The sequence below is a fragment of the Frankia sp. AiPs1 genome (genome assembly GCF_023716945.1).
Classification (GTDB): domain Bacteria; phylum Actinomycetota; class Actinomycetes; order Frankiales; family Frankiaceae; genus Frankia.
The window spans coordinates 1-2,319 of sequence record NZ_JAMQQF010000752.1; the positions used below are offsets into that span (position 1 = coordinate 1).

Annotated in this window: 3 protein-coding genes and 1 pseudogene; all 4 read left to right on the forward strand. The window is 73.5% G+C overall.

Annotation, left to right across the window (positions count from 1 at the left end; translation table 11 throughout):
- A partial coding sequence (locus ND748_RS30260) for a sulfurtransferase (protein ID WP_251749650.1) occupies positions 1–613 on the forward strand: 613 nt, incomplete at its 5' end.
- A 70-nt stretch (positions 614–683) separates the two neighbouring features.
- Positions 684–1,103, forward strand: coding sequence for a PPOX class F420-dependent oxidoreductase (locus ND748_RS30265; RefSeq protein WP_251749653.1), 420 nt, complete (start codon positions 684–686; stop codon positions 1,101–1,103).
- Positions 1,104–1,161: 58 nt separating this feature from the next.
- A pseudogene (locus ND748_RS30270) lies at positions 1,162–1,596 on the forward strand (AAA family ATPase); the annotation flags it as partial.
- A 137-nt stretch (positions 1,597–1,733) separates the two neighbouring features.
- Positions 1,734–2,270: a DUF58 domain-containing protein gene (locus ND748_RS30275; protein ID WP_251749655.1), complete on the forward strand. Its 537-nt coding sequence runs from the start codon at positions 1,734–1,736 to the stop codon at positions 2,268–2,270.
- Positions 2,271–2,319: the final 49 nt, after the last annotated feature.

A 2,319-nucleotide genomic window follows, 5' to 3' on the forward strand; every position in this document is an offset into this window, starting at 1 on the left:
GGCCGCCCGCGGCTGGGGGCTGTCCGCCGGGGACACCGTCGTCGTCTACGACGACTCGGGCGCGCTGTCGGCGGCGCGGGCCTGGTGGCTGCTGCGCTGGGCGTCGGTCAAGCCGGTGCTGATCCTCGACGGCGGGCTCGCCGCCTGGACGGCCGCGGGCGGCACGCTGCAGACCGAGTCGGTGCAGCCGCCGCCCGGCGACATCACCCTCGTCACCGGCGCGATGCCGACGCTCGACGCCGACGGGGTCGCCGCGCTGGCCCGCGACGGGATCGTGCTCGACGCCCGGGCCGGCGAGCGCTACCGCGGCGAGGTCGAGCCGGTGGACCCGGTCGCCGGCCACATCCCCGGCGCGCACAGCGCCCCGACCGGTGACAATCTGGACGCCGACGGGACGTTCCGCTCCCCCGCCGAGCTCGCCGGCCGGTTCGCGGCGCTCGGGGTCACCGGCGAGCGGCCCGTCGGGGTCTACTGCGGCTCGGGCGTGACCGCCGCCCACGAGGTCGCGGCGCTGGCCATTGCCGGTCACCCCGCGGCGCTCTACCCGGGCTCCTGGTCCCAGTGGTCCAACCTGCCCGGCCGTCCCGTCGCCACCGGTCCCGAGAACGGCTGAGCGAGAACGGCTGAGCGAGGAACTTTCCGATAGTTGCTCGGCTGATCGACATGGGTGGGAGCATCGGACGATGACGCTGCTGACGCCGGAACTCCGTGACCTGGTCTCCAGCGGTCCGCTCGCGCACCTGACGACGATAAACGCCGACGGCAGCCCCCAGGTGAGCGTCATCTGGATTGGCCTGGACGGTGACGACGTCGTCAGCGGCCATATGGGCCGTCATGTGAAGGTGCGCAATGTGGAGCGCGATCCCCGCGTCGTGCTCTCCTTCGACGCGCCGCGGGTACCGGGCGCCTTCCTGGCCGAGTACGCCGTCCTGCACGCGACGGCCACCGTCACCGCCGGCGGCGCCCTGGATCTGCTGAACCGCCTGACGGAGGTCTACGTGGACCCGGACGCCGAGTTCCCGGGCCCGAAGGGCGACGGGTTCATCCTGCGTTACTCGATCCACCGCGTCGGCGGCGTCGGCCCCTGGGCTGCCGCGCGCTGACCCTCGACCGCCGCATCAATCACAACGCGGCGGATACCTCGGCCTGCCTGGGCGAGGGCTCCCCGGCGTCGGAAAGACGTCGCTGGCCAAGGCGGTCGCCCAGTCGGTGAGCGGGGCGGTCCGGCGGGTGCAGTTCACCCCCGACCTGCTCCCCTCCGACGTCACCGGCGTGCAGATCTGGGACGCCGGTTCCCGCACCTTCGAGTTTCACGAAGGCCCCGTCTTCGCGAACATCGTGCTTATCGACGAGATCAACCGGGCGTCGCCGAAGACGCAGTCTGCGCTGCTGGAGGTCATGGAGGAGCGCCGCGTCACGGTCGATTCGACGACCTATCAGGTGCCGCGGCCCTTCATGGTGATCGCCACACAGAACCCGGTGGAGCACGGCGGCACCTACGAACTGCCCGAGGCCCAGATCGACCGGTTCATGATCCGCTCGGCGGTCGGCTACCCGGACCACGCCGCGGAGGTCGAGATCCTCGCCGCGGGTACCCGGGGAACGGGTACCCGGTACCGCTGCCGACCGGGCGGTCCCGGGAAGTCGACGGCCGCACGTCGGCACTGGCCCCCAGCGGCGGGGTCGCCTTCCACAGCCTGCGCGAGTACGAACGCGGCGACGACCTGCGGCTGATCCACTGGCCGTCGACCGCGCGGACCGGCACGATCATGATTCGGCACCACGTGGTTCCGCACGAGCCACGGATGCTCGTCCTGCTCGACACCAGCGCCACCCCCTACACCGACACCTCCTTCGAGGCGGCGGTCCGGGTCGCCGCCTCGCTCGCCGTCGCCGCGTTCGACGGCGGCCATCCCGTCGAGGTCCGCACGACCGGCGGAGCCAGGGCGGCCGCGGAACGAGGCGTGTCCGCCCGCGCCGAGCTGCTGGACCTGTTCGCCGAGGCGGTCCGGGACGAGCGCGATCCGGGCCTCGGCGCGCTCCCCGGACTTGGGCAGGCCGGCGACGGCGCCGCGCTCGGCATCGTCACCGGCGCGGGACAGGTCATGCTCGACGCCGTCGGTCCGGCGCTGCGCCGGTTCGCGACGGTCAGCCTCGCGCTGATCGGTGAACGCCGCGACGGGCCCGCGCCCGTCGTGCCCGGCGCCTTCACGGTGGCCGCGGCGACAAGCGTCGCCTTCGCCGCGGCCTGGAACCGGACGGTGCGATGACACTCGGCGGCGCGGCCGTGGCCGACGGGCCGCGGGCACCGGCCCGGGC